At 30.5% G+C, this 23149-nt stretch carries 20 protein-coding genes and 1 riboswitch; of the genes, 9 read left to right on the forward strand and 11 right to left on the reverse strand.

The features are described from left to right. Positions 1-142 precede the first annotated feature (142 nt). The 6 genes from CLV91_RS10660 to CLV91_RS10685 all read right to left on the reverse strand — a co-directional run bounded on the left by CLV91_RS10660 (position 143) and on the right by CLV91_RS10685 (position 3852). Positions 143-958, reverse strand: a complete 816-nt coding sequence (locus tag CLV91_RS10660; protein WP_121067636.1) for a mechanosensitive ion channel family protein — start codon at positions 956-958, stop codon at positions 143-145. A gap of 159 nt (positions 959-1117) precedes the next feature. Continuing rightward, entirely contained in the window at positions 1118-1657 is a 540-nt protein-coding gene (locus CLV91_RS10665) for a DUF4252 domain-containing protein (RefSeq protein WP_121067639.1), read from the reverse strand. A 56-nt stretch (positions 1658-1713) separates the two neighbouring features. Continuing rightward, complete coding sequence (locus CLV91_RS10670; RefSeq protein WP_121067642.1) at positions 1714-2256, reverse strand: DUF4252 domain-containing protein; 543 nt, start codon at positions 2254-2256, stop codon at positions 1714-1716. 110 nt (positions 2257-2366) lie between these two features. Further along, on the reverse strand, positions 2367-2915 hold the full coding sequence (locus CLV91_RS10675) for a DUF4252 domain-containing protein (protein WP_121067645.1): 549 nt from the start codon (positions 2913-2915) through the stop codon (positions 2367-2369). A 9-nt stretch (positions 2916-2924) separates the two neighbouring features. Continuing rightward, on the reverse strand, positions 2925-3356 hold the full coding sequence (locus tag CLV91_RS10680) for a hypothetical protein (protein ID WP_121067648.1): 432 nt from the start codon (positions 3354-3356) through the stop codon (positions 2925-2927). Next, a complete protein-coding gene (locus CLV91_RS10685) occupies positions 3343-3852 on the reverse strand; it encodes an RNA polymerase sigma factor (RefSeq protein ID WP_121067651.1) in 510 nt (169 codons plus the stop codon). The genes CLV91_RS10680 and CLV91_RS10685 overlap by 14 nt, the downstream gene beginning before the upstream one ends. Positions 3853-4073: 221 nt before the next feature. Here CLV91_RS10685 and CLV91_RS10690 point away from each other — a divergent pair, with 221 nt between their 5' ends. Beyond that, positions 4074-5564 carry a S41 family peptidase gene (locus CLV91_RS10690; protein WP_121067654.1) on the forward strand — a complete coding sequence of 497 codons (1491 nt, stop codon included), beginning with the start codon at positions 4074-4076 and terminating at the stop codon, positions 5562-5564. Between the two features lie 72 nt (positions 5565-5636). Here CLV91_RS10690 and CLV91_RS10695 read toward each other — a convergent pair whose 3' ends face one another. Continuing rightward, positions 5637-6710, reverse strand: coding sequence for a YncE family protein (locus CLV91_RS10695; protein WP_121067657.1), 1074 nt, complete (start codon positions 6708-6710; stop codon positions 5637-5639). A 3-nt stretch (positions 6711-6713) separates the two neighbouring features. Further along, entirely contained in the window at positions 6714-8546 is a 1833-nt protein-coding gene (locus CLV91_RS10700) for a TonB-dependent receptor plug domain-containing protein (RefSeq protein ID WP_121067660.1), read from the reverse strand. A gap of 35 nt (positions 8547-8581) precedes the next feature. Further along, positions 8582-8796: riboswitch (cobalamin riboswitch) on the reverse strand. Positions 8797-8906: 110 nt separating this feature from the next. Here CLV91_RS10700 and CLV91_RS10705 point away from each other — a divergent pair. From CLV91_RS10705 to CLV91_RS10730, 6 genes are all read left to right on the forward strand, one after another. Continuing rightward, on the forward strand, positions 8907-10052 hold the full coding sequence (locus CLV91_RS10705; RefSeq protein ID WP_121067663.1) for an ABC transporter substrate-binding protein: 1146 nt from the start codon (positions 8907-8909) through the stop codon (positions 10050-10052). A 1-nt stretch (position 10053) separates the two neighbouring features. Beyond that, the gene (locus CLV91_RS10710) at positions 10054-11085 is read left to right on the forward strand and encodes a FecCD family ABC transporter permease (protein ID WP_121067666.1); all 1032 of its coding nucleotides are present in this window, start codon (positions 10054-10056) and stop codon (positions 11083-11085) included. A gap of 109 nt (positions 11086-11194) precedes the next feature. Next, positions 11195-11896 carry an ABC transporter ATP-binding protein gene (locus CLV91_RS10715; protein ID WP_317124774.1) on the forward strand — a complete coding sequence of 234 codons (702 nt, stop codon included), beginning with the start codon at positions 11195-11197 and terminating at the stop codon, positions 11894-11896. A 64-nt stretch (positions 11897-11960) separates the two neighbouring features. After that, a complete protein-coding gene (gene rmuC / locus CLV91_RS10720) occupies positions 11961-13301 on the forward strand; it encodes a DNA recombination protein RmuC (RefSeq protein ID WP_121067672.1) in 1341 nt (446 codons plus the stop codon). 26 nt (positions 13302-13327) lie between these two features. Next, entirely contained in the window at positions 13328-13693 is a 366-nt protein-coding gene (locus CLV91_RS10725) for a 6-phosphogluconate dehydrogenase (RefSeq protein WP_121067675.1), read from the forward strand. 35 nt (positions 13694-13728) lie between these two features. Next, positions 13729-14271: an acyl-CoA thioesterase gene (locus CLV91_RS10730; RefSeq protein ID WP_121067678.1), complete on the forward strand. Its 543-nt coding sequence runs from the start codon at positions 13729-13731 to the stop codon at positions 14269-14271. Positions 14272-14279: 8 nt separating this feature from the next. On the opposite strand, the gene pgl is transcribed toward CLV91_RS10730, so the two are convergent. Continuing rightward, on the reverse strand, positions 14280-14990 hold the full coding sequence (gene pgl / locus CLV91_RS10735; RefSeq protein WP_121067681.1) for a 6-phosphogluconolactonase: 711 nt from the start codon (positions 14988-14990) through the stop codon (positions 14280-14282). A gap of 35 nt (positions 14991-15025) precedes the next feature. Beyond that, positions 15026-16558, reverse strand: a complete 1533-nt coding sequence (gene zwf / locus CLV91_RS10740) for a glucose-6-phosphate dehydrogenase (protein WP_121067685.1) — start codon at positions 16556-16558, stop codon at positions 15026-15028. 300 nt (positions 16559-16858) lie between these two features. Here zwf and gndA point away from each other — a divergent pair, with 300 nt between their 5' ends. Together gndA and CLV91_RS10750 are read left to right on the forward strand one after the other, a co-directional pair. Continuing rightward, positions 16859-18262, forward strand: a complete 1404-nt coding sequence (gene gndA, locus CLV91_RS10745; RefSeq protein WP_121067688.1) for an NADP-dependent phosphogluconate dehydrogenase — start codon at positions 16859-16861, stop codon at positions 18260-18262. A gap of 21 nt (positions 18263-18283) precedes the next feature. Next, positions 18284-18634: a ribose-5-phosphate isomerase gene (locus CLV91_RS10750; protein ID WP_121067691.1), complete on the forward strand. Its 351-nt coding sequence runs from the start codon at positions 18284-18286 to the stop codon at positions 18632-18634. Positions 18635-18652: 18 nt separating this feature from the next. On the opposite strand, the gene CLV91_RS10755 is transcribed toward CLV91_RS10750, so the two are convergent. Continuing rightward, positions 18653-22873 (reverse strand): hybrid sensor histidine kinase/response regulator transcription factor, encoded by a 4221-nt coding sequence (locus CLV91_RS10755; protein ID WP_245987175.1) that lies wholly within the window; start codon positions 22871-22873, stop codon positions 18653-18655. Positions 22874-23149: the final 276 nt, after the last annotated feature.

Below are 23149 nucleotides of genomic sequence, written 5' to 3' on the forward strand. Positions count from 1 at the left end.
TTATAACAGGAAGTCATTTAATGAATATAGCCTATATTATATTTTTTATAGCTGTTATTGTTTTATTTATTGAAGCAAAAAAGAAAAACTAAAAAAGACCGCAATTAGCGGTCTTTTTAAATTTTAGAAATAAATAAATTAATTACTTATTAATTTGAACTTCGTGTGGGTAAGGAATTTCAATTTTAGCGTTATCTAGTGCCGTTTTAGAACCTTCAATTGTAGCAAAATACACATCCCAGTAATCCTCTGGCTTGCAAAAAGGACGTACCGCTAAGTTTACAGAACTATCTGCTAACTCTTCAACATTTACAGATGGTGCTGGATCTTTTAATACTTTAGGGTTAGCAACTAACATTGCCAAAAGCACCTCTTTTGCTTTTTTCATATCTTCCCCGTATCCAATACCAACAGTAGTATCTACTCTCATTTTACCTTCTGCGGTATAATTAATAATATTACCATTAGCCATTGCTCCGTTTGGTACAATTGCTAATTTATTTTGTGGCGTTATTAATTTAGTTGTAAAAATTTCAATTTCTTTTACAGCCCCTAAAACTCCTTGAGCTTCTACTAAATCTCCAATTTTATAAGGCTTAAAAATCATTAAAAGAACACCTCCTGCAAAATTAGACAAAGAACCTTGTAAAGCTAAACCAATTGCCAAACCAGCTGCTGCAATAATAGCTGCAAAACTTGTTGTTTCTACACCAAGTTTAGATATTACCATAATAATTAGAAATATCTTTAATGCCCAGCTAATAAGATTTAGCAAAAACTTCTGTAAAGATTCTTCATAATTACTCTTAGCCATTCCCTTTTTGGCAAGTTTCACGATTTTACCTATAACCCATGATCCAATTATATAAATAATAATTGCACCAATTACCTTAGGCCCATATTCTGTTATAAAATCCATTCCTTTACTCATCCATGAGCTTACATCTGTGTTCTCCATAATAATTTAAAAGTTTTTAGTGTTTAGTATTTGAGACACGAATATATATAGAAGGTCACTAATTCTTACCTATTTTTTAAAAATTTAATATTATTTTAATGCAAAAAGTCCTGTTGCGACAAAACTCACAACAGGACTTTCTAACTTTTATTAAATCTCTTACTCTAAGAATCCTTTAAGTTTGCTAAAACCTTCTCCGTTGTAATTAGATTTCTCCATTGCCTTTATTAACTCTACTAAATGAGCTGGATTCATATTATCCCCTAAAACTCTTATTAAAGCAAAACCTTTTTCATCATTATCTCCATAAATAACAACTTCATCTATAGCTTCTTCATCTCCTAAATATGTAATAGTTGCTTTACCAAAACTGGTATTCATTTTCATTAACTGGGTAAATTTCTTGTTTTTTAAAATAGCTTTAACCTGTGTTTTTTCAGCTACAAAATCGGCTTCATTTTCTTTCGATTTTTTAAAAGCCAAAATATTAAGTTTCTTTAAAGAACCTATAGCCTCTTTTTGAGTATCCGTTAAATTTGCTTTCTCTAAACTCAATACACTTGCAGGAACATCAAAAGAAATAAAATTAGGGTTCTCAGAGTTGTCTACATAATATTCTTGTAAACTTTGTGTGGATGAGCATGCCCCTACTAAAAGAAGAATTACAAAGGCCAAAATACTTTTCCTTATTGTTGTCATTTTTTTTAATTAAAAAATGCTACTGAGCACATAAGTTCTCAGTAGCAAATTGTTTTTTATTTTTTTCCTGCCTTGTTTAATTCTTCTGGGAGATTCATTTTATTGGTAATTTGGCCAATCTTGTTTAAATCTATATTTCCTGTCATGGAAACCAGTACTGTTTCAAATTTTCTTCCGTGTACATCTACATCCATATTCTTCATACCAGACACAAACATTAAAAGTTCTTTTACATGGTCTGCATCTTTACCCTCTTTAATATAGAACTTTACGTTAACATCCTTGTCTTTTACACGCATTAACTCTTCCATAGAAGATTTTCTTAAATACTTTTTTACTGTAGATGTCATATCTGCTGATACCGCTTTGTCTTCCGTAATAAAAACTTTAATGCCTTTAATACCTTTAGCTACTTCTGCAAAATCTTGTGCTTCAGGATCATCGGTCATGCTTCCTATTTTACTAACCAAATTTATCATTCCTTTATTAACAACTACGGTTCCTACTTTATCCATATCCTCATATTTATCGAACATAGATTGTGCTAAACCAAAAAACGGTACTAAAACGATTGCTACTACTAAACTAAATTTTCTCATGACTACTTTGTTTTTTATCCTATTCCCTATTTGATTAAAAGGGAAATTTATAGGATTGATTATTAAATTGATTGATGTTATTAATTACTCCTGAAGAATCAGGAATTTTTTTAATTGTTCTTTTTTCCAGCTTTATTTAATTCTTGTGGTAAATTCATTTTATTGGTTAAAGAACCTATCTTGTTTAAATCTATATCGCCAGTTAAAGACAATAATACTGTTTCAAATTTTCTTCCGTTCATTTCTATATCGGCATTATTTATACCAGTAACAAACATTAAAAGTTCGCTTACATGATCTGCATCTTTACCTTCTTTAATATAGAACTTCACGTTAGCATCCTTATCTTTTACACGCATAAGCTCTTCTAGCTTTGCGGTTTTTAAGTAAGAATTCATAGACTTAAGCATATCTGCTGATATTGCTTTATCTTCTGTTATAAAAACTTTTAAATTTTTTAAACTTTTAGCTATATCCATAAAGTCTTGCGCTTCTGGATCGTCTACCTCAACATCTATCTTACTTAAAAGGTTAAACATACTTTTGTTTACTACTACAGCACTTACATTATCTAAATCTTCATATTTATCAAATAATGATTGAGACATACCCACTAAAGGCATTAGTGCTATCACTGTTATAATTAGGAACTTTTTCATAATATTAATTTATTTTTTTTTGTATAATTTTTGTTTTGTTTGTTCAAATTGATTTAAGTAAGCAACTTTCCGTGTTCCTTTACTAAAATTTTGTGCCAAAAGGTCTAATGCTTTTTTTGTTTGGTTATACGCATATTGTGCTTCCTCTTGTTCTGCTTGCTTTTCTTGGTATAAATTTCCAAAATAAAGACTAAAAACTATTGCCGCTACTGCTGCTACGCTTATCCATTTACCATAATTTTTGTTTGCCTTTAATGGCAATTTCTTTGTAAACTGTTCTTCTTTAGCTGTAGAAAAATATTGAAACATAGGCTTATACGTCTCCAAATGCTTAGCCACATTATCTTGAGAAAAATAAGTACGTAATGTTTCTTCTTCGGCAACTGTTGCAGTAGCTTCAAAATACTTTTCTAATAATTTTTCTATGTTATGCAATTCCATAATTATGCTTTTGCGTTAATTTTTCTCTTACTGTTTTTCTAGCTCTAGATAACGCCACTCGTATTGCAGTAGGTTTCATATCTAACAATTCTTCTATTTCTTCAAATGTGTACTGCTCAATATCTCGCAATTGTAATACCATTTTTTGTTGCTCAGGTAATTCATCCATTATTATCTCTACCCAATTAACACTGTCTTTAGCTTCTATATTTTTTTGAAGCGAGTTAGTATCATCTCCGTAATTACTATGCACCAATTTTAAATTAGATGCTTGTTTAGATTTTAATCTATCCAAGCAAAAATTCTTAGTCATAGTCATTGCAAAAGCCTCCACGTTTTTATACTCTTTCATTTTACTATTCTTAGACCATAGCTTTAATAGTACTTCTTGCGTTGCATCTTCGGCTTCTTCTGTAGAAACCAGCAACCTTTTAGAAAGCCTAAATAACTTATCTTTAAATGGTAATACCAGATTTAAAAATTCGGTTTGTTTCATTTTTGTTGGTTGTTTGTAAACCTTATTATTGGTCTACAAAAGGAAGACGATGTTCATCGAGTTTTGTTACAAAATATTTTTTATTTCTATATATCTCCTTACTTTGGACAACTATTTACACACAAATTTACGTAAGTAAGTAATATATTCTTCTTTATTTTCCCCCATCATATATACTGGAACAATATTTGAAGACGTTTTAATTAAAAAATGTAGTAACTATGAAAAAATATGTTCTAGCATTACTCTCTATAGGAGTATTAATTGCCTCCTGTTCTAAGAGTGAGGACGATAGGTTTATTGACACCAAAGGCTTAACCATAGATTCTGAAGAAGTTCTTGTCCAAGACTTTATGTGGAAGGCAATGAATTCTTGGTACTTTTGGCAAGAAGACGTGCCTAATTTGGCAGATGATAAATTCCTTGACACAGAAGAAGGTATTCAAGAATATATAGATTTTCTTGCAAGTGAATCTAACCCCGCAGATTTTTTTGATGAAAAATTATCCTTTTCAGAAGATCGTTTTAGTTTTTATTCTGAAGATTATACAGAGCTTACCCAAGCACTTTCCGGTGTTTCTAAAAGTAACGGATTAGAATTTGGCTTGGTTCAATTTAGTGATAGTGATAATATTTTTGGATATGTTAGGTATATAATTCCTAATTCTGATGCTGCCGCAAAAGATATTAGTCGTGGAGAATTATTTACAAAAGTAAATGGCAACACACTTACAACAAGTAACTATATAGACCTACTTTTTGGTGATAATGACACCTATACTTTAGGCATGGCTTCTATTGAAAACAATCAAGTAACTGAAAACGAAAAAGAAGTTTCTTTAACTAAAGCGGAAGGTTTAGCAGAAAATCCTGTTTTTTTATCTAAAACTTTTGATATAAATGGAGAAAAAATTGGCTATTTAGTCTATAATGCTTTTACCAATGAATATGATGAAGATTTAAATAACGTCTTTGGAAATTTTAAAGCTGCCAACGTACAGCATTTGGTTTTAGATTTAAGATACAATCCGGGTGGTTCTGTAAATACTGCTCGTTTATTATCTAGTATGATATATAGTACTGATACAGAAGAAGTATTCTTAAAAGCCAGATATAACGGAAAATACCAATCTTTTTTAGAAAGTAGAAATGTTGATTTAAATGACTACTTTGGAGATAAAACAAGTGAAGGTACTGCTATTAATACTTTAAACTTATCTAAAGTATATATTCTAGCAACCAACAGTTCTGCCTCTTCTAGTGAATTAGTCATGAATGGTCTTGCTCCTTATATAGATGTTGTACATGTAGGAGAAACTACAAGAGGAAAAAATGAATTCTCAGTTACTATGGTTGATGATAAGGAGAATGATTACATCTACAATCCAACAAGAATAAATAATATTAACAGCAAGAATAAATGGGCTATACAACCATTAATTGGTAGAAATGAAAATGCAGATGGTTTTTACGACTACACTTCTGGCTTAGTTCCAGATATAGATTTAGAAGAAGACTTAGCAAACCTTGGTGTTTTAGGAGATGAGAATGAGCCTTTATTAGCAAGAGCTATACAAGAAATTACTGGAGCATCTAGTAAAAGAGATTTCACTGTTAAAATACCTGCTAAAATTATGACAAGTTCTAAAATGTTTACGGTATTAAAAGATAATATGTTTTTAGATAAACCTTTAAAATTATCTTCTAACTAAAAAAAAACATTTTTTACACAAAAAAAGGCGCTACAATTGTAGCGCCTTTTTTATTCTATTTTTCTAATATATTTATTCATTAAAATAAACACCATTTGGATTTAAACCAACTGTAAAAGTTTTATCTACTGCTTGTGTATTTAAATCATATATAGTTAATGAACCATTACTTGCATAATCTAAGGCATCTGCAAGATATAATTTACCATTATAAACATCCATCCCATATAAAGATGTTGCAGTATGTGTTACATAAGAAGATGTTGGGAGAGTATCGTCTGTAGTTTTTAAAGTATACACATCTTTACCCAAGTTATAATATAAATTTTCTCCATCTATATTTAAAAAACTAGGGTGCTCAACACCGTTAAAATTAATTGTAGTTACCACTTCATTAGTACTCGTATTAATTTCTGACAAAACACCTGCACTTTCATCTTCCGGTACTGGCCATGAGGAACCACCAGATGCTAATACCCATATATTATCATTAGCATCTAAAACTAATGAATTTGGCCTTTTACCAACTTCTAGTGTTTTAGTAATATCTTCTGATGTAACATCAATTACAGAAACAATACTATTTGTACCAAAAGCTCCTTGATGAGCTACATATATTGTATTTCCTTTTGCTACAATTGCCTCTGGTCCAAGAGCTACAGGAATTGTACTTTCTACAGTATTTGTTGATAAATTAATTACTGCAATAAAATCATCTGTTTCATCAGAAGTGTCTCCCCAATTAGTAACATATCCTTTACCATTTACAGCTACAAAATATCTTGGATTGGATAAGTCCGCATCTATAGTACCTTCGCTTTCAAAGGTATTTCTATTAATTACCTCTATTGTATTGGATACATTTGCTATTACGTAAGCTGTATTGTCTGCAAAACCAATAGACTGTATAACATTTCCTAAATCTTTATTGTTTACTTTATTATATATTGCCGCTTCATTAGTTTCTAAATCATCAGATAAAAAAGATATTGTTCCAGAACCGTTTTGAAAAGGGCCTTCGTTAACCACTAATATTCCATTTTCGTACGCTCCTAACGGTAAAGACTCACCTCCATTATCATCATTCTCACAAGATGCAAAAAATGCGCCTAATGCTATTGCTAATACTACATGTTTAATTTTCATTTTCTAAAATTTAAAGTTTAATTGTAATTTAAAGTTTCTATTAGGCATTGGTCTAAATGCCACGTTTTGGTAATTGGTGTTCAAAATATTATTAACACTTAGAGCTAATATAACATCGGTATTTAAAAAATTTAATACATCATATTCTAAAGTAACATTGCCAATAAAATAAGCATCTACTTCTTGCGATTCGTCTGTTGTGGTAAAAACTAATCCGTTATATAATGTTTGCAAACCTATTTTATACTTACCATAATGATACACTAGGCTTCCTGTAGCTTTGTGTAAAGGCACATACATTAATTGATTTCCAGATTCTTTATCTATAGCTTTAGTATAGGCATAAGTTATAGTAGCTACTATAGGGTTTTCTTTAATTTTTTTATGAACAGCTAAACTAGATTCTACTCCATATTGGTAAACACTCTTAACATTTATAGGAGACCAAACACCAGATACACTACTTGGGCGCCATTGTATTAAATCTTTATTGGTTGTATAATACGAGTACAGTTCTGCCTTAAGGCCTTTTTTATTAAAAATTTGTCCAAACTCTACCTGATGCGAAGTTTCTGGTTTTAAATCTTTATTACCTCCTGTTTCCCAATACAAATCATTAAAAGTTGGTATTCTAAAATTTTTAGAAGTATTTAGTGTTATTGCATAATTTTTAGTTAGTTGGTATTTACCATCTAATGCATATACAAAAGGACTGTTGTAATCTGTAACCCAATCTTTTCTAAGATTCACACCATAGGAAAGTTTTTTGCTAGCAGTATGAGAAAACAAAAAGGTTGTTGCCACTAGATTTCTAGTAACCGAAGCTATAGAACTCCCCTCACCTCTTACATTGTTATAGTCTACCAAACCATTTAACAACATATTATTTATACTATACTTTAAATCGTAATTAAATAGCATAGTTTTAGCATTACTTGTTGTAAAACTATCAGAATCTTTATTAGCAAAATACTTATAGCGCTCGTATAAATATGCCAGTTTTGTGCGCTGTACTTTATTGCTTTTATAGTTAACCCACTCTAATAAGGACTTTGAATTATAGTTTTTGTAGTTACTATTAGATGGGGCTGTTAAAGTTCCTGAAAAGTCACGATCACCAATAAACGTAGAGTGTTGCAGTTTTAACAAATTAGTTGTAGAAAATAATAACCCAAAGCCTAAATCTATAGTATTATTATTAAAAGCTCCGTTTTCATTTCTCTTATCTGTTCCTAGATACTTATAATCATTTTCAGAAGATATATGTCCTATACCTACACTAAAAGCTGTTTTATCTGTACCGTATTTAGACTTATAATTAAAGTTTTTTGTACCAAAACTACCATATCCTAAGTTTAGTACATTAGTCCAAGGTTGTGTAAAATTTAAACTATTTTCTAAATGTATACTACCACCAACGGCACCTGTTCCATATTGCGTACTTCCGCCTCCACTTCTTATACTTATCTTATCATAACTTTGCGGGAGAATGGTATTAAAATCCGTTTGCCCGTTTAGTTGCGAATTTACATTTATGCCGTTCCAAATTACTGCTGTTTGTGATGCCCCTGTTCCTCTAAAAGAAGGGGAAGAAACCATTCCATATCCATTCTCTTTAAAATAAACCGAACTATTATAGCGCAGTGCATTAGTTAAACCGCCAGGTACTCTTTGTAAAGTAGAATCTGTAATTGTTGTAATTTTAATTCCATTAGAGAACTGTAATAGCCTACTATCAGAAACAACAACCTCATCTAGCTTTAGAATAGAATCTTGCTGAGAAAAAGACAAATTAATGCCAATTATAAATAAAAAAAATACTACTATACGTTTCATCACACCAAAGACCTTTTACCCGAAAGTCTATTGTTATTTTAGTTAAAAACCTGGCAGGTCTCCTGACTTACGTATTGTTATTTACCTTCCCGCTTAATTAAAGCAGTGGTTTAGAAGAAATAACAACCATCTTTAAAATAATTTAAAGACTAAGTTTACAGTTGCGGGAACAGCTCTGGAATTTAACCAGATTCCCTTTTAATTTTATCACTTAAAAAAAGCAATAAAAACCAAATTCACTGCAAAAGTAAACCATATTAACTAATTTCTACTATTTTCTCTTTTAAGTTTTACATTTAAAAAATGACATTCCTTACCTTGCAAAAAACATTTAATTAAGTCAGAACCTATTTTTTTAGAATGAATCGCATTTTATTATCCCTAACAATATTTCTTTTTTTATCCTGTAAAAACAAAAAAGAAGAAGCCTCTACTAATTTAGACAAAACAGTTACCTCTACTCTTAAATATGCTACAGGTTTTACAGTAAAAAAAGAAAGTACTGGTATCACAATTATAAAAATTACTGCACCTTGGCCAAATGCAACTAAAGGTTTTTCATATGCATTAGTCCCTGAAGAAAAAATGGCTGCCCTTACCCTTAATAAAGATTCTTATGATGCTATTATAACAACTCCTGTTAAAAAAATAATAGTAACTTCTACTACACATATACCAGTTTTAGAAGCTTTAGGTGTAGAAACTTCCTTGGTTGGTTTTCCCAACACCAACTATATTTCTTCTATGGCAACAAGAAAAAGAATAGCTAACAAACAAGTTAAAGAATTAGGAAATAACGAATCTTTAAATACAGAGATTGCTCTAGAATTGCAACCAAATGTGGTTATTGGCTTTGGTATTGATAATCAAAATAAAGCCTATAAAACCCTAGAAGATGCAAATATTCCTGTTGCTTACAATGGTGATTGGGCAGAACAAACCCCGCTTGGAAAAGCAGAGTGGATTAAGTTTTTTGCTCCTTTCTTTCATAAAGAGACAAAGGCAGACAGTATTTTTAATTCCATAGAAAAAGAATACCATAAAGTCAAAGAGCTTGCTGCTAAAGCAAATACGAAGCATACTGTTTTATCTGGCGCTATGTTTAAAGATGTTTGGTATTTACCAGGTGGTAAAAGCTGGGCAGCGCAATACTTAAATGATGCTAACACAAACTATTTATGGAAAGATGATAAAGAAACAGGAAGCCTTTCCTTAAGCTGGGAAAATGTTTTAAATATAGCACAAAACGCGGATTATTGGCTTTCCCCCTCACAGTATACAACCTATGAACAAATGAAAGAAAGTAGTCCTCATTATACACAATTTAAAGCTTTTAAAAATAAAAATATTTACACTTTTGCAAATACTAAAGGGCCTACAGGTGGTTTATTGTTTTATGAACTTGCTCCAAGTAGACCAGATATTGTTCTAAGGGATTTAATTTCTATATTCCATCCTGAAGTTTTACCAAACTACAAACCTTATTTTTACAAACCTTTAGAATAATTTGGAGTCTACCAAAACATACATAAAACCCTTTTTAGCATTGTCTTTGCTCTTAGTATTATTCTTTGGAATAAATATTAGTTTAGGTTCTGTTTCTATTCCATTTTCAGATACCATAAGTTCTGTTTTTGGAGGAGAAACTACCAATAACTCTTGGAGTTATATTATTTGGAATTATAGAATACCCAAAGCATTTACTGCCATTTTAGTAGGAAGCGGACTTGCCCTAAGCGGCTTATTGATGCAAACTCTTTTTCGTAACCCTTTAGCGGGTCCTTTTGTTTTAGGCATTAGTTCTGGTGCTAGTTTAGGAGTTGCTTTACTTATTATGGGTTCTTCAATTTTTAGTAGTATTGCTGCTATTAATTTAGTGAGTAATGTATCGTTAGCAATTATATCTAGCATTGGTAGTTTTGGGGTACTATTCTGTGTAATTATTGTAGCATCTAGAGTAAAAGATACTATGGCTTTATTAATTATAGGACTCATGTTTGGCAGTATTACTGCTGCTATAGTAAGTACGTTATCTTATTTTACAAATGCCGAAAAACTACAGCAATATGTATACTGGTCCTTTGGCAGTATTGGCAATTTAACTTGGGAACAAGTTACCATTCTATGTGTTATATGTGTGTTAGGGGTTATTTTAAGTATTATTTCTATAAAAACACTAAATGCTATGCTTTTAGGAGAAAACTATGCGCGTACTTTAGGTATTAACATAAAAAAAATGAGGTATTTAATAATCCTCGCTGCAGGAATATTAGCGGGTAGTATAACTGCTTTTGCTGGCCCTATTGCCTTTATAGGCTTAGCCGTTCCGCACTTAACACGACAAATTTTTAATACCACCAATCATAAAATACTAGTACCAGCTGTTCTAATTTATGGTGCTATTTTAATGTTACTTTGCGATACTGTTGCACAATTACCAAGTTCGGCAAACATTTTACCAATTAATGCTATAACCTCTATTGTTGGAGCTCCAGTTGTTATTTGGTTGTTAGTTCGTAAACGAAAAATGATATTTTAAAACTAAAAAAAAGACTATTTATAATCCTAAAAAAAATACCGTCCTATCTGCTAAAAACCTTAGTATTGGGTACCAAACCAATAAGGAACAAACCCAAATAGGTACTCCTATTAGTTTTTCTGCTAATTCTGGAGAACTAATTGCTGTTATTGGAGTTAACGGTGCGGGAAAATCTACTTTATTACGAACTTTAGGAGCTATACAAAAAGAATTGTCTGGAGAGCTTCTTATAAAAGAAAAAAATACAAATACCTACACGCCACAACAATTGGCCTTAGAAATAAGTGTAGTTCTTACAGAAAAGATAGCCTCTAAAAACTTAACGGTATTAGAACTGATTGCTTTAGGGAGACAACCATATACCAACTGGATTGGTAATCTTACAGAGAAAGATAAAACAGTTATTAACACTGCAATTAGTAAAGTAGATTTACTAGAGTTAAAACATAAAAAATGCTACGAACTTAGTGATGGGCAAATGCAACGTGTTATGATTGCGCGTGCATTAGCGCAAGACACTTCTATTATACTTTTAGATGAGCCAACCACGCACCTAGACCTCTATCATAAAGCAAACATTTTAAAACTTTTAAAATCAATAACTTACAATACTAACAAAACCATTATTTTTACTACTCATGAGATTGAATTAGGTATTCAACTGTGTGATAAAATGTTACTCCTTAATACTACTAACAATCCTTATGGTAGCCCAAACGAATTAATTGAACAAAAACATTTTAATAGTCTTTTCCCCGAGGATACTGTTACGTTTAATGCCACTACAGCTACTTTTAGAGTTAAAAAGTAACTTTATTAGTTTGCTAAAAATAAAAGCAGAACCTTTATCTTTACTTGTATATTTTAAATTTTAAATGAACACATATCTTATTTACATTTTAATTGGTATTATATGCCTTGCTATAGGTTATTTTTTAGGCAACTACATACAATTGCTTAAAACAAAATCTAGCCATAGTGCATTAGAAGAAAGAGAAAAGCAATTACAAAATAATATTTCTTCTTTAGAAACTAGCTTGGCTGATGAAATAGAACACAAGAGACATTTACAGCAAGAGAAAGAACAAATGAGTAATCAAATTGTTCGTTACCAGTCTGATATAGAAAATCTACAAGAAAAAAACACAGAACAAAAGGCTGAAGTTGAGAAGTTACAAGAAAAATTTACTAAAGAATTTGAAAACTTAGCGAATAAAATTTTGGATGAAAAAAGCCTAAAGTTTACAGAGCAAAATCAGAAAAACATAAAAAATATACTTTCTCCTTTACAAGAGAAAATACAATTATTTGAGAAAAAAGTTGAGGATAGCCAAAAAGAAAACATTAGCATACATTCTGCTCTAAAAGAACAGCTTGTTAACCTACAAAGTCAGAATTTAAAAATAACTCAAGAAGCAGAAAACCTAACTAAAGCACTTAAAGGCGATAGTAAAATGCAAGGAAACTGGGGAGAACTAGTTTTAGAACGCGTTTTAGAAAAATCTGGATTAGAAAAAGACCGTGAGTATAGTGTACAACAAAGTTTTACTAGAGAAGACGGTTCTAGAGTGTTACCAGATGTTATTATTAATTTACCCGACGGTAAAAAAATGGTAGTAGATTCCAAAGTTTCTTTAACTGATTATGAACGATTTATTAATGCAGAAGAAGAGGATAAAGAACGCTTCTTAAAAGACCATTTAAACTCTTTAAAAAGACATGTAGACCAACTATCGGCCAAAAAGTATGAAGACCTTTATGCTATGGAAAGTCCAGATTTTGTACTCATGTTTGTCCCTATAGAGCCAGCTTTTGCTATTGCTGTAAATGCAGACAATGCACTTTATAATAAAGCCTTTGAACAAAACATAGTAATTGTTACCCCTTCTACCCTATTAGCTACATTGCGTACTATAGATAGTATGTGGAATAATGAAAAACAACAACGTAACGCAATTGAGATTGCAAGACAGGCTGGTGCTTTATATGATAAATTTGAAGGTTTTACTAACGATTTATTAAAGGTTGGTAAAAAAATTGATGAAGCTAAAGGCGAATACAAAGGAGCCATGAACAAACTTGTAGAAGGCCGTGGAAATATAATTACAAGTATTGAAAAGCTTAAAAAAATGGGTGCAAAAGCTAAAAAATCTATTCCTGAGCCATTATTAAAACGTGCTCAAGAAGACGATTTTGAAGCGCCTAAACTAAACTAAAAACCATTTTAAAAAATACACTAAAAATGAAAAAAATTATAAGCCTAATAGTTATAACTGTGGTAGTTGTATTAGCTGCCTACTATGCTTTTATTTATTATGTTCCTTTCAGCGAAGGAGTACGCTCTGGAGAACTTATTAAAATTAGCAGAAAAGGGGTTATAGCTAAAACATGGGAAGGAGAAATTAGCCAAGGAATATCTGGCGCACAAATATTTTCTTTTTCGGTTTTAGATAAAGACAAAGAAGTAATTTCTAAACTAAAAGAATACCAAGGAAAGTATGTAAAACTCCAGTATGTAGAACGTTACGCTACTTTCTTTTGGTTAGGAGATACTAAATATTTTGTTACTGAGGTAGCATCCGAAAAGTCTCCTCATTTTGGAAATTAAAATAAAAAAAATACCAACTTTAGTATAACAGCCAAATGAAAAATTATAAAAGTTCTAAAGAATCCAGAGTATCTATTACAGAACTAATGCTACCTGCACACTCTAATTTTAGTGGAAAAGTACATGGAGGGCATATTTTAAATTTAATGGATCAAATTGCTTTTGCATGCGCTTCTAAACATTCCCAACACTATTGTGTAACAGCATCTGTAAACAAAGTAGATTTTTTAAACCCTATTGAGGTTGGCGAGCTTGTTACTTTAAAAGCTTCTGTAAATTATACCGGAAGAACCTCAATGGTTGTTGGTGTTCGTGTAGAGTCCGAGAACATTACTACAGGAGTAAAAAAACATTGCAATTCTTCTTATTTTACAATGGTTGCCAAAGGCCCTAATGGCGAAAACGCTCCAATTCCTGGTTTAGTAATTGATACAGAACAAGGTATACGTCGTTTTTCTAGAAGTATTAAACGTAAAGAACAATCTATAAAAAGGAGCTCTAACTTTAAAGCTTCTAAATTTAAAATAGAAGAACATATAGAAGAGCTAAATAATGAAAATGTAAAAATAGATTTATAGGCTATTTTTTAAATTTCTTGCGCTGCAGCTGTATCCAAAAACCAAATTAAATTATTAGATTTTGGAGCAACAAGACTTGCAGGATATTGCTTATAATCTCCTTTTTTGTTTATAATTATATCTACCTTTTCTTTTTTACCTTCTCCTGTAACTAAAAAAGCAACGGTATCTGCATTATTAATAACAGCTCCTGTTAAAGAAATTCTTTTTTGACCAGAATCTGGGTGTATTGCTACTTCACAAATATTCTTTGAATCCCATAAATTAATTTCATGAGGAAAAATAGATGCCGTATGTCCATCATCTCCCATACCAAGAATTACTAAATCAAATTTTGGTACGTTATTTTCTTGTGGTACTACTTTTTTTAGAACTTCGCTATACCTAATCGCCTCTTTAGAAGGAACCTCCTCCCCTTTTATTCTATGTATATTTTCTAGTGGTATGTTTATTTTGGAAATAAGGTAATCTACCGTCATTTTATAATTACTCTCAGAATCTGTAGGGGCAACGCAACGCTCATCTCCCCAATATAAATGCACACCGCTCCAATCTATTTTATCTAAAAAATTAGAAGCTAGCTCCTCAAAAACAATTTTTGGCGTACTTCCTCCAGATAAAGCTATATGTGCGGTATTTTTTTCTTTTATTAATGTGGCAAGGTAGTTAGAGAAATTTATTGCTACCTCTTGCTTAGTATTGTATATGTATTTTTTCATTCTAATGCTTGTTCTGTAATTTTAAAAATCTATAACTAACAAATAACACAATAACCAGGATCATCTGCCAAATTTTCACTTGGGTTACGCCATGTTCCTATTCCCTCTATGAGTTCATCTGCATTTTTAGGCCCCCATGCACCTGCAGAATATCCATGTACTCGTACATCCTTACCATTTTTCCAATAATCTAAAATAGGGTCTACAAAAGCCCAGGCTGCCTCTACCTCATCTGCTCTAGCATATAAAGTGGCATCTCCTTGCATGGCATCTAACAATAATCTTTCATAAGCTTCCATAACATGAGTTTCTTGCAAACTAGAGTAATAAAAATCTAAATTAGCGCGCTCTACTTTAAACCCTTGCCCTGGAACTTTTACACCAAATTTTATTAAAATACCTTCGTCTGGCTGTATTCTTATTATAAGTTTATTAGCTTTATTAAGCATTCCTGAATCCTGAAAAATTTGATGGTGAGGCGATTTAAAATGAATAACTACTTCTGTAACCTTAGTTGGCATACGTTTAGCTGTACGAACATAAAAAGGGACATCTTTCCACCTCCAATTATCTACAAAAAACTTAATTGCAGCATACGTTTCCGTTTTAGATTCTGGATTAACATCTTTTTCTTCTCTATATCCTTTTACAACTTCACCGTTAATTTTAGAACTTACATACTGGGCTCTAATTGTATTTTCATTAAGCGTTTTCTCATCTTTCATAATTCTTAAAGACCGTAACGCTTTTACTTTTTCATTTCTAATCTCCTGCGCATTAGCTGCTATTGGAGGCTCCATTACAATTAAAGAAACTATTTGTAATAAATGGTTTTGAAACATATCTCTTAATGCTCCAGAATTATCATAATATCCTCCACGTAATTCTACACCATTGCTTTCTGCATTTGTAATTTCAACATGGTGTATATAATTCCTATTCCAAAGAGGTTCAAAAATGCTGTTAGCAAAACGTGTAACCAAAAGATTTTGTACTGTTTCTTTTCCTAAGTAATGATCTATTCTATAAATCTGAGATTCTTTAAAATATTTTTGAATACCTTTATTTAGGTTTTTAGCAGTTTCTAAATCGTAGCCAAAAGGTTTTTCTACAATTAAACGTTTAAAACCTTCTGTTTCATCATTAAGTCCTTGTTCTGTTAGGTTTTTTGATATTGCTTCAAACAAACTAGGTGGTGTAGATAAGTAAAATATATAATTATTACCTATGCTAAACTCTATATTTAAATCTCCTATGCGTTCTGCTAAGCTGCTATAACTAGTATCATAATTTTCTCCTAAATCTTCATAAAACAAATTCTTAGAAAAATTCTCTATTAAGCCAAAGTCTTTAACTGTGGCTTTGTTTTTAAGATATTCACTCTCTAAAACAACTTTTTTCCGAAACGCTTCATCTGTTAAATTACTTCTACTAACTCCTAGAACAACAAAATTATCTGGAACATGACCGTCTCTAAAAAGATTAAAAAGTGCTGGTACTAATTTTCTAGCTGTTAAATCTCCCGAAGCCCCAAAAATAATGAGCATCTGGTTTTCTGTCTTGTTCATATAATTTATTCTAATTATTCCTTTTCAAAAACCCCAAATATCTTTGTATCAAAATATAAGGGTAAGCTCTTATTTTCATTGCGAAAATTAATCATAATTCTGCAATATAAAATACGTAATGCTGAAATAAATTCCATTATTTACTATTTAAAACAACATTAATTTAATAGTTTCAAAAATGTAAATAATATTAAAACTAATTTTTTTCTATTACTTTTGATTTTACTATTTATTTAGACGATAAATAGCAACACAACAAACAAAATATTTTATTTAAGGGCATAGATTAAATTAAAACAAATGGGAAAAGCATACGATTTTGGATTAGTAGGATTAGGAGTTATGGGTCGTAACTTTATATTAAATGTTGCAGATAATGGTTTTTCTGCTTTTGGACACGATTTAGATACCGAAAAAGTAACTGCTTTACAAAAAGAAGGAGGCGATACTAATAAAGTTGACGCTTCTACAGATACTGCAACTTTTGTAAATGCTCTTTCCTCTCCAAGAAAAATAATGTTGTTAGTACCTGCTGGAAAAATTGTAGATAGTGTTATTGAAGGTCTAATACCTCTTTTAGATAAAGGAGATATTATTATAGATGGTGGAAACTCTTTCTTTACAGATACAGACCGTAGAGATGCTTACTTAGCAGAAAAAGGAATCCATTTTTTTGGCTCTGGAGTTTCTGGAGGCGCTAAAGGTGCTCGTTTAGGGCCTAGTATTATGCCTGGAGGTAATAAAGAAGCTTACCAACACGTTAAGCCTATTTTTGAAGCAGTTTCTGCAAAATATAAAGGAGAACCTTGTGTTGCTTATTTAGGACCCAAATCTGCTGGAAATTATGTAAAAATGGTGCATAATGGTATAGAATATGGCTTAATGCAATTGACTTCCGAAATTTATGATATTCTTAAAAAAGGTGGTAATTACACCAATGCAGAATTACACCAAACGTATTCTAAATGGAATGCAGGCAGACTTCAATCTTTCTTAGTAGAAATTACTTCCGAAATTTTAAATAAAAAAGATGATTTAGCAGATGGAGATTTAGTGGATAAAATTTTGGACAAAGCCAAGCAAAAAGGTACTGGAAAATGGACTAGCCAAAATGCAATGGATTTAGGTATACCAGTACCATCTATAGACGTTGCGGTAAGCATGCGAGAAATCTCTGCCTTAAAAGAAGAACGCGTTAAGGCCGATGTTTTATATGATAGGCCTACTGTTACTCTAATGGACAAAGAAAAACTAGAAAAAATTACTGAAGAGGCTTTATACTTTTCTTTCATTATAACATATGCACAAGGCTTACACCAATTAGCAGATGCCTCTAAAGAGTATGGTTATAAATTAGATATAGCAACTATAGCCAAAATTTGGCGTGCAGGATGTATTATTAGAGCTGGTTTATTAGCAGATATTACAGAAGCTTTTAACTTAGATAAGGAGTTACCTAACTTACTACTTTCTCCTTCTTTTATACAAAAAGTACAAAGTACCGTAGGTTCTGCTAGAGAGTTAGTTTCTTATGCAGCTGTAAATGGTATTCCTTTACCAGGACTATCTAATTCTTTAACTTATTTTGATGCCTATACCTCTAACCGATTACCTTTAAATTTAATACAAGCGCAAAGAGACCATTTTGGTTCTCATACCTATGAAAGAACTGATAAAGAAGGTATTTTTCATACAGAGTGGTAATTAAAGGTATTTTTATACACAATGCCAAAAGCAAAATATCATATTTATGTAATTGAACTTTCAAAAAAAGTATATACAGAAAATAGAAAGTTTAGAGAAGCTAATCCGCAATTTAATGGTGTTTTAGAATGCTTATATGTTGGTATGACAAGTAAAACCCCTAAAGAACGTTTTGAACAACACAAAACAGGACATAGGAACAAGAAGGGCTATAAAATATCGGCTTCTATTGTAGAGAAATATGGCATGTATTTAAGAGGCAGTTTATACCAGCATATTGCTCCTTTAGAAACTAGAGCTGCTGCATTAAAAATGGAAGAAGCTTTAGCCTTAGAATTACGAAGAAAGCGTTATGCTGTTTGGTATAATTAAAACCTATTTAAAAAAACTTTAAGCATTTTCTTTTGCTTCTTTACTTAAATTTCTAACATATTGTCTTGGTACAACTCCAAACTGTTTCTTAAAACATTTAGAAAAATAAGACGCTGTATTAAACCCTGTCATATACATAATTTCTTTTACAGAAAGTCCACTTGTATCTAATAACTGTATTGCTCTTTTTAAACGTATATTCCTAATAAATTCACTAGAAGACAAACCAGTTATCTCTTTAAATTTAAGATACAAGTTACTTCTACTCATCCCCATTTCTTTCACTAACATTTCTACACTAAAATCGGTATTCATCATATGTTTTTCTACAACTTCAACAGCTTGTTTTAAGAATTTTTCATCTACAGATGTTACGGTTACTTCTGTTGGTTTAAAATCTATTGCTTTATTAAACTTATTACGCAACCCTTCTCTTGAACTAATTATATTTGCTAATTTTAATTTAAGTAACTGCATAGAAAACGGTTTAGAAATATAATCATCTGCACCCATTGTTAAACCCTTTAATTGGCTATCTTCAGATGATTTTGCTGTTAGCATTAACACCGGAATATGACTTGTGGTTTTATTAGATTTTAAAGATTCACACATTTGTATACCATCCATTATTGGCATAACAACATCTGTTAAAATTATGTTCGGAACATGCTTTTTGGCCAGCTTAAGGCCTTCTTTCCCATTTTCTGCCTCATGAATTATATAAATATCACTTAAAGTCTGCTTAATAAAAGCTCTAATATCTTTATTGTCATCTACAACAAGAAGTATAGGAAATTTAGATCTAGATTTAGATAAGGGGCTATCTTCTATTTCATCATTAATACCAATTGCAAATAATTCTGTTTCTGATGACCTGGCTAAAAAATCATTATCAACTTCTTCTTTGCAACTTATCTCAGGAATATTCTCATAGGCATCTCTTTCTAATGGTAAATAAACTATAAAATTAGTTCCTTTGGTTTCTCTTGTATCAATATCTATACTACCTCTATGCAATTCTATTAAACTTTTTGTAAAAGACAAACCAATACCAACTCCTTCAGAATTCTTATGTTTTTCACCTTTTTCTGTATAAAAACGTTCAAAAATTGTATTCTTCTTACTATTTTCTATTCCTTCACCAGAATCTTTCACTTCTATTTGTAAATGTGGAATTTCTCTCTTTTTGGTTAAAGAGTAATTATAGGACGTTTTTTGTACCGTAGTTATTCTTACTTCAATATCTCCTTTATCTGGGGTAAATTTAAACGCATTAGATAATAGGTTAAACATTATTTTCTCTAATGCTTCATGATCAAACCAAGATTTTAATTTTTTGTCTTTAGATATTATAGAAAAGTTTATGTTCTTTTTTCTTGCTAAAAATTGAAAAGGCTCTCCAATTTCTTGTATAAATGACAATACATTACTATGACGCATAACAAGCCTCATTTTTCCTTGATTAATTTTTCGAAAATCTAGTAGTTGATTTACTAACCTTAACAAGTAAGACGTATTTTTTGACATCAAATCATATTGCTCATTTAAAGTTTTTTCACTTAACTTTTTTCCATTTTCTTTTAAATATTCTAAAGGTCCTTTTATTAAAGTTAATGGTGTTCTAAATTCATGAGAAACATTGGTAAAAAACTCTAGTTTAATACGTTGTAATTCTTCCGACTTTTCTTTTTCTATTACATCTAATTCTAATTGATGCTTTTTTGTAGTACTTATAATGGTATATCGCCAAAAAGTCATTAAAAAACCTACTAATAATACTCCGTAAAATAAGTATGCCATAGTAGTTTTATAAAAAGGCGGTGTAATTTCGATATATATTTTTGCAGGAGATGAATCCCATACATTATCATTATTAGAAGACTTTACAACAAAATTATAGTCTCCTGGCTCTAAATTTGTGTAAGTAGCATACCTTTTATTTGAGGTGGTATTTATCCATTCCTTATCAAAACCTTCTAACTTATATGCAAACTGATTTTTTAAAGGGGAGGCATAATGTAATGCTGCAAACTCAAAAGAGAAACTATTTTCACTATAGTTTAATTTTATTTTCTCTGTAGTATTAATTGAATTTTCTAGAATTACGTGGCCATTAATTTTCTCTCCTTGTTTTACAGGCTTATTAAATATTGTAAAATCTGTAATCATGGTTTCTGCTTCAAAAGAATTTTCTTTGATTTGGTTTGGATAAAAGGCATTAAAACCATTAATTCCTCCAAATAACATTTCACCATCTTTTCGTTTAAAAAAGGCTAATTCTTGAAACTCATTACTTTGTAAACCATCATTAACATCATAATTTTTAAAAGTTTTTGCTACTGGATCAAAATTAGAAAGCCCTTGATTGGTAGATAGCCATAAATTCCCTTTTTCATCTTCTAAAATACCTTTAATTACATTATTAGGTAAACCATCTTCCTCTGTATAGGATATAAATTTTGACTTCCCTCCATTTTCTCCAGGAATATATTTATTAAGTCCGCCTCCGAAGGTTCCAACCCAAAATTCTCCTTTTTTACTCTCATATAGGCTTAAAATATAGTTATGACTTAAAGAATGATGATTGTTTTTCTCATTTTTAAATATCTCAAAAAATGGTTTGTCCTTATTTATTTCTTCTTTTTTTAATCTAGATAATCCATTTCCGGTAGCAAACCATATATCTTGATTAGAATCTTGAAAAACATTTCTAATTATTCTATTGGGTAAACCGTCTTTTTCTGTAAAAAATATTTTTTCATACTTTTTTTTCTTTTGGTTAGGCTTCCATTTTATTACACCCTTATTATAAGTTCCAATCCAAATATTTTTTTTATGATCTTGCAATATTTTAAATATACTTCCTTTCATTTCCATTAAAGGAGTTATACTTTTTTCAGAAATTTCTTCTGTAGAATTTATATCTACTTTAAATAAGCCAGGTATGCTTTCCCCGCCAATTAGCAACGTTTTTTCTCCGAAAAAATCAACTTCAGTAATAGCAAATATTTTTAAAATTTTATTAAAATTTATAAAGTTTGCGTAATTATTAGTTTCTGGATTAAACTTCGCCATGTTTAATCCGCCACCTTCGGTACCTATCCATAGTGTATTATTACTATCTTCATAAATAGACCGTATTTTATCATAACTTAAGCTATTATCATCTTGGGTTTTTTTATAATGCTTAAAATATTTTCCTTTAGAATCAAATTTGTTGACCCCACCTCCATTAGTCCCTATCCAAATAATCCCAGTTTTATCTCTATAAAGAGTTTTTATAATATTTTTACTTAATCCTTGGGTTTGGCTACTAGGGTTATAAGCAAAATGGTTTATAATCTCATATTCTTTGGAATTTATAGAGTTATTGAATATATATAACCCCAAATTATTCCCTGCATATATATAATTTTCATCTACTAAAATGGAAGAAAAATTAGATTTATAAATTCTTTTAAATATAGATTTATCCTCTTCATCAAATTCCTCAACAAAAACGCCATTACTAGTTGCTAAAATTAAACGGTTATTATGATCTACTGTAATATCATTTACAGAAATCCATGATATATTATTTATAGGTTTTTTAGTAAAAAAAATAAATCCATTTTCATCTCTGGCTAATTTAAATAAGCCATTATTTGCACCTACCCAAATATTACCTGTTTTATCTTCAAAAACACTAGAAATACCTTTTTTATTTCTTCTAAAATCATTGTTTTCATTAAAACTAAAAACTTTAAATTTTATACTATCAAGTGGCTTGTTTAAATCGGCCATATTTAATCCAGCCTTAGTTCCTACCCATAACCTATTCTTACTATCCAAAAAAACATCTGAAACATGATTGCTAATTATAGTACTATTATCATTTGCATCATGTTTAAAAACTCTAAAAGTTTCTTTTTCCCGATCGTAAAAGTTTAAACCGCTACCTGTAGTTCCTACCCATAAATTCCCTTTTTTGTCCCCTGTTATTGCAAATACTAGATTACTAGATATGTGATTATCTGCATGAATTTCTGGTTTGTATACATCAAAATTATAACCATCATATTTATTAAGCCCGTCATGCGTTGCAAACCACATAAAACCTAATTTATCTTGGTATATATCATTAATGTCGCTTTGAGATAAACCCTGGTCATTGCTAATATGTTCAAAATAATTAGATTCTTGCGCTAGACTAGCTTTAAATAAAGAATAAAAAACAATTAATAAAAATATCCTCTTCATAACCATTACTACTTAAATTTATTTTTAAAAGAATTTGTTTAAAACTATTAAATTATTGATAATCTTAAAATTCGAGAAAACATATTTCCTTTTTGTATGGTATGATTATAGTTTTAACACATATGATCAAAAATGCTTTAATTTCAATAAAAAACACGCATAATTAAGAAATATGCTCTTTAAGGTACAACTAAAAAAATTATTTTTTTTCATTAAATAAAAACCTTCACAAAGACCTATAAATAGGACTTACAATGAAGAATAACATGGTTTTTA

The sequence above is a fragment of the Maribacter vaceletii genome, assembly GCF_003634105.1.
Taxonomy (GTDB): domain Bacteria; phylum Bacteroidota; class Bacteroidia; order Flavobacteriales; family Flavobacteriaceae; genus Maribacter_B; species Maribacter_B vaceletii.